The sequence below is a fragment of the Clostridium sp. D5 genome (genome assembly GCF_000190355.1).
In the GTDB taxonomy this organism is placed as follows: Bacteria; Bacillota; Clostridia; order Lachnospirales; family Lachnospiraceae; genus Faecalicatena; species Faecalicatena fissicatena_A.
Map to the genome: position 1 here is coordinate 75,201 of NZ_GL870822.1, position 4,536 is coordinate 79,736.

6 protein-coding genes are annotated in these 4,536 nt (G+C 45.7%); 3 read left to right on the forward strand and 3 right to left on the reverse strand.

Annotation, left to right across the window (positions count from 1 at the left end):
- Window positions 1-286: 286 nt before the first annotated feature.
- A complete protein-coding gene (locus HMPREF0240_RS21925; RefSeq protein ID WP_035314576.1) occupies window positions 287-517 on the forward strand; it encodes a hypothetical protein in 231 nt (76 codons plus the stop codon).
- 89 nt (window positions 518-606) lie between these two features.
- Here HMPREF0240_RS21925 and HMPREF0240_RS21930 read toward each other — a convergent pair whose 3' ends face one another.
- Genes HMPREF0240_RS21930 through HMPREF0240_RS21940 form a run of 3 tightly spaced genes read right to left on the reverse strand, consistent with a single transcriptional unit; the run spans window position 607 to window position 2,454 of the window.
- Window positions 607-1,560 carry a DUF4097 family beta strand repeat-containing protein gene (locus tag HMPREF0240_RS21930; protein ID WP_009005589.1) on the reverse strand — a complete coding sequence of 318 codons (954 nt, stop codon included), beginning with the start codon at window positions 1,558-1,560 and terminating at the stop codon, window positions 607-609.
- A complete protein-coding gene (locus HMPREF0240_RS21935) occupies window positions 1,544-2,140 on the reverse strand; it encodes a DUF1700 domain-containing protein (protein WP_009005590.1) in 597 nt (198 codons plus the stop codon). The genes HMPREF0240_RS21930 and HMPREF0240_RS21935 overlap by 17 nt, the downstream gene beginning before the upstream one ends.
- Window positions 2,137-2,454, reverse strand: a complete 318-nt coding sequence (locus tag HMPREF0240_RS21940; protein ID WP_009005591.1) for a PadR family transcriptional regulator — start codon at window positions 2,452-2,454, stop codon at window positions 2,137-2,139. The genes HMPREF0240_RS21935 and HMPREF0240_RS21940 overlap by 4 nt, the downstream gene beginning before the upstream one ends.
- 267 nt (window positions 2,455-2,721) lie before the next feature.
- Between HMPREF0240_RS21940 and HMPREF0240_RS21945 the strand changes: the two genes are divergently transcribed.
- Together HMPREF0240_RS21945 and HMPREF0240_RS21950 are read left to right on the forward strand one after the other, a co-directional pair.
- The gene (locus HMPREF0240_RS21945; protein WP_035314579.1) at window positions 2,722-3,393 is read left to right on the forward strand and encodes a response regulator transcription factor; all 672 of its coding nucleotides are present in this window, start codon (window positions 2,722-2,724) and stop codon (window positions 3,391-3,393) included.
- Window positions 3,390-4,409: a sensor histidine kinase gene (locus HMPREF0240_RS21950; protein ID WP_009005593.1), complete on the forward strand. Its 1,020-nt coding sequence runs from the start codon at window positions 3,390-3,392 to the stop codon at window positions 4,407-4,409. The genes HMPREF0240_RS21945 and HMPREF0240_RS21950 overlap by 4 nt, the downstream gene beginning before the upstream one ends.
- Window positions 4,410-4,536: the final 127 nt, after the last annotated feature.

Here is a 4,536-nt window from a genome sequence, read left to right on the forward strand (position 1 = left end):
TTGCCTGGTAAGGCAAAGTCTGTCCATCAGATTTTTCTATTTTATCCCAACGGAAACACGACACACTTTAGGCATCCGAAAACACCGTCAGGCATTCCCACCCGGACGCCACAGGCGCCATCTCAGGCAGGCTGCGTTCATCCGGGCGGCAGAAGCTGATAACTCGGGAGGAATTTCTGGACGGGGGAGGCGGATGGGATTGGATACGAGGACGGGGCTTCTGGCAGGCAGTGGCCGGGTTCCGCATAGGCGCTAAAAATCCGCTGCCCTGCGCCAGGAGCCCTCCGTGGACGCGGTTTTTACTTCTGATCGGATGCGGCCAGCTGTGGGGAAGCGTGACTGGGCTCTACTGGATGCGTCTTTTGTGGTGTTACAGCCGCTTCATCAAAATGAAAGCCAACATATGAACTTTTTGCAGGGCTACAAGCCCTGCAAAAAAGCCGACTCAAGCGGGAATGCATCCGGCATTCCCGTGTTTGTCGGCGGTGTTCATCATGTTGGCTTTCATTTTGATTAGCGGCTGTTACACCACAATACCGCATCCAGGAGAGCCCAGTCACGCTTCCCCACAGCGTCCCCTCCTAATCAAACCCTACAATCCGCGTCCTACCTCTCCCGAATCTCGATATCTCCGGAATCGGCGTAGATTTTTATTAGGTTCTGTGATGTGCCGTCTGTCTGATAGTATTCCTGGTCATCGTCTCTGTCCGTGTAGTGCCCTTTCGGAGCTTTATCTGGAAGGTAGATCTGACCGTATTCGGCGGTGACATCAAAGGTGTATGTCTCTAATTTTTCTGGGAGATACAGGTTTACATCTCCATATTCGCTGGTACAGTTCAGGGACTTGATCTTGGCGGCATCCATGTAGAGACTGCCGGAATCCAGGTTCGCTTTTGCGGTATCACACTTGAAATTTTTCAGCGTGCTGTCACCGTATTCTGAGTATAATGTGAATGTCCCGGTTTCTGTGTCTTTCAGGTCCAGATCGCCGCTGTCCAGAGTTATCTTCAGGGAAGTGGAGCTGCTTTCTTTCAGGGTAAGGTCACCATAGTCTACAGTGATATCCATATCGGCAGCTTTGGTGCCGGTTATGGATACATCGCCGGAGTCATCGTATATTTTCAATGTGTCAAGGGTCTTATCCTTTGGTACATATAAGTTTACGTATGTGTTAAGTGAGTCACTGACTGTGGAAAAGGCAAGAAATACACCATGGTTACTGTCTGGCTGATACAGAGTGAATTTGCCGTTGGTGACCTTGTATTGCGGATCCCCGAAGGCTTTATCCAGCAGGTACTCTACGTAATAGTTGTCGTCATCGGAAGGCAGAACATGGATATCAGCATAGGCATCCATGGTGATTTCTGCTTCGGTAAATGTGTCTAATTTGGTCTTTTCCAGAGTCACTGCTTCTGATTTTATGTTATTGGAGCCAATTCCGTTTCTGGTGATGGAAACACCCGCCCTTCCTCCAAAGAGATAGCCGATTCCGGCAAGCACAGCACCTGCTGCCATGAGGCAGGCAGAGACAGTGATAATTTTTTTAGTGATTGATTTCATTCTTCTTACCTCCTTTAGAGAGATTTCCCAGTGATTTTGATGTTTTTCTTAAAAACCAGCGGCAGAAATTGACTGCACCATATATAAGCAGCAGTCCCGTACCCAGTGCAAATAAGCCTAATCCAATGGTAGCAAGGCCGTCTGCGAATGTGGAGAACAGCAGGATACCTCCTCCGAAAACTCCGATGATGCCGCTGGCAACAACTGCGACTGCAGCCATGAACAAACAAAAGATCATTGCCAGGATCACGATTGCAAAGCAGATGAATACGGCCAGCAGGGCAAATCCCAGTGGCAGGGCGATTGGTGCGGCGCAGACACCGAGTACACCGATCCAGAGAGCGGAGAGTCCCCGCTTCACTGTTTTGGGCGGTTCCTGTACATTTTTGGCGGCCAGGTCTATAATCAGCTGATTGGCAGCATCTTCAGGAGAACCCAGATCCTGGATTGCCTGCTGCTCATATTCAGGGCCGGCTTCTGCAAAATATTCTTCAAAATAATCCATAGCCTTATCATAATCTTCTTTGGGAAGACGGCGCAGCTTATGCGCGAGTGTCCTCATATATTCTGTCTTAGTCATTGCGAAATCCCTCCTCTAACAATCTCATCAATGGTTGTTTTATAAATTTCCCATTCTTTTAATAGTTCCTGATGATGTGTCTTTCCGATATCTGTAATCTTGTAATACTTCCGGTTGCGTCCCTGATATTGCTGGTCGTAGGTCTCCACATACTGATTGTCCTGCAGTCTCTTTAGGATAGGATAGAGCGTAGAGTCCTTTGTGTTCGCAGCCTTTTTAATAATCTGGCTGATCTGATAACCGTACGCATCGTCATTGGCGATTACCGATAACACAAGAAAGTCGAACATCGGGGTATTCAGTGTAAAGGTCATGTTATCATTCCTTTCTATATGTTTTTATTTTGTATATGTGTTTTATAAGCATATTATATTTCGTATAATATATAATGTCAACTCATATTACCTAAAGAATTTCAAAAGATAATCTTTAGGTATTGTTATCTGTAAAGGAAGCAGAGTATAATAGGATGCAATAGATGACAGTAAATAACAGGAATTGTGTGGGAGTTGCATAGGGGTCTGACCCCTTTGCCAAAGGGGTCAGACCCCTATGCAACTCCCACGAGAAGTGAGGAAATTATGTACAAAATTTTAATCGTAGAAGATGATCTGACGATCGCTAAGACGATCGAAGCGCACCTGACTAAATGGGACTATGATGTGAGGTGCATCAAAGATTTTAAAAATGTTCAGGAGGAGTTTATCGCGTTCGAGCCTCAGCTTGTGCTGATGGATATTCTCCTTCCCTTTTATAATGGGTTTCACTGGTGTACTCAGATCAGGGCTATTTCAAAAGTACCAATGATATTTCTCTCCTCTGCCAGCGATAATATGAATATTGTCATGGCCATGAATATGGGAGGGGATGATTTTATTGAGAAACCTTTCGATCTGAATGTGCTGACGGCAAAAATCCAGGCACTTCTGCGTCGGACATACTCTTTTCAGGGACAGCTGAATGTACTGGAGTACAAAGGCGTGATCCTGAATCTGAATGATGCCTCGCTGACATACGAGGGGAAAAAGCTGGAATTGACAAAGAACGATTTCAAAATATTACAGCTTTTAATGGAAAATGCGGGAAAGATAGTGAAACGGGAGCGGATTATGGAAAGACTCTGGGAAAGTGATGAGTTTATTGATGATAATACATTGACCGTTAACATTACGAGGCTGCGCAGAAAGCTGGAGGGAATCGGGATTGCAGACTTTATATCTACAAAGAAAGGCATTGGGTATCTGCTGGAATGAAAAAGAAACTGGGATTTTATCTGAAATCAAGATTAAAATATATAATTCTGTACCTCCTTTTGGGGGGAATCTTCTGGTTAGTGCTGTACCTGTACAATGTCAGGACCGATGCGCTGGTGTATGCAGTGCTGCTTTCATCGGCCTTGTTCGCCGGTGCTGCCGTTTTGGACTTCGGGGGATATTGCCGCCATATAGAAAAGGTGAAGGAAGCGCAGGCGGCCCTGCCGCATGAACTGAGAGAAGCCCCGCCTGCAGTGGATCTGACAGAGTCACTGTATCAGAAAGAACTAAAAGCTCTGTTTGAGTATAAAGAAGAACTGGAAACGGGAGGCCGGATAGGAAGACAGGAGATGCTGGACTATTACAGCCTGTGGGCCCACCAGATCAAGACTCCTCTGGCGGCCATGGGCCTGCTTCTGCAGTCGTTTGAGGAGGGGGAGATTACCGAAGATGCGGAGTTTATACATCCGATGAAGATGGAACTGTTTAAAACGGAGCAGTATGTGGAGATGGTACTTTCCTATCTGAGAATAGAAGATATGTCATCGGATCTGTCGCTCCAATGGTATCCGATCGATGATATCGTGCGTCAGGCAGTGCGGAAATACTCCCAGCTCTTTATTCTGAAAAAGATTCATCTCAGCTATCAGAAATGTGAAGGTATGGTATTGACGGATGAAAAATGGTTTCTGCTCATTCTGGAACAGCTTCTGTCAAATGCTTTGAAATACACGGGACAGGGTGTAATTTCAATCTATATGGATCCGGAACAGGCGGAAACACTTATAATAGAGGACACTGGTATCGGGATTCAGGCGGAAGACCTGCCCAGGATATTTGAAAAAGGATTCACAGGATACAATGGAAGAAAGGATAAAAAATCAACCGGAATCGGATTATATCTCTGCAAATCTGTCTGTGAGAAATTGAATCATGGGCTGACAGCTGAGTCTGAAGTGGGCAGAGGAACAAAGATGCGTCTGCATCTGCACCGTGATCCATTGATTGTTGAGTAAGAGGAACCAGGTAATTAGGGAACCTGTTATATGGTTCAGAAAATAACCGGGCAGCAGGAAAGAAGAGATGGCTGTTATTTAAGTAGAATTTGTAACGGATAAAAAGAAGTTCTGTCATGATGATTGA

Coding starts and splice junctions, on each gene's coding strand:
- HMPREF0240_RS21930 (WP_009005589.1), bottom strand. CDS start 1,560: ATGAAATCAATCACTAAAAAAATTATCACTGTCTCTGCCTGCCTCATG.
- HMPREF0240_RS21935 (WP_009005590.1), bottom strand. CDS start 2,140: ATGACTAAGACAGAATATATGAGGACACTCGCGCATAAGCTGCGCCGT.
- HMPREF0240_RS21940 (WP_009005591.1), bottom strand. CDS start 2,454: ATGACCTTTACACTGAATACCCCGATGTTCGACTTTCTTGTGTTATCG.
- HMPREF0240_RS21945 (WP_035314579.1), top strand. CDS start 2,722: ATGTACAAAATTTTAATCGTAGAAGATGATCTGACGATCGCTAAGACG.
- HMPREF0240_RS21950 (WP_009005593.1), top strand. CDS start 3,390: ATGAAAAAGAAACTGGGATTTTATCTGAAATCAAGATTAAAATATATA.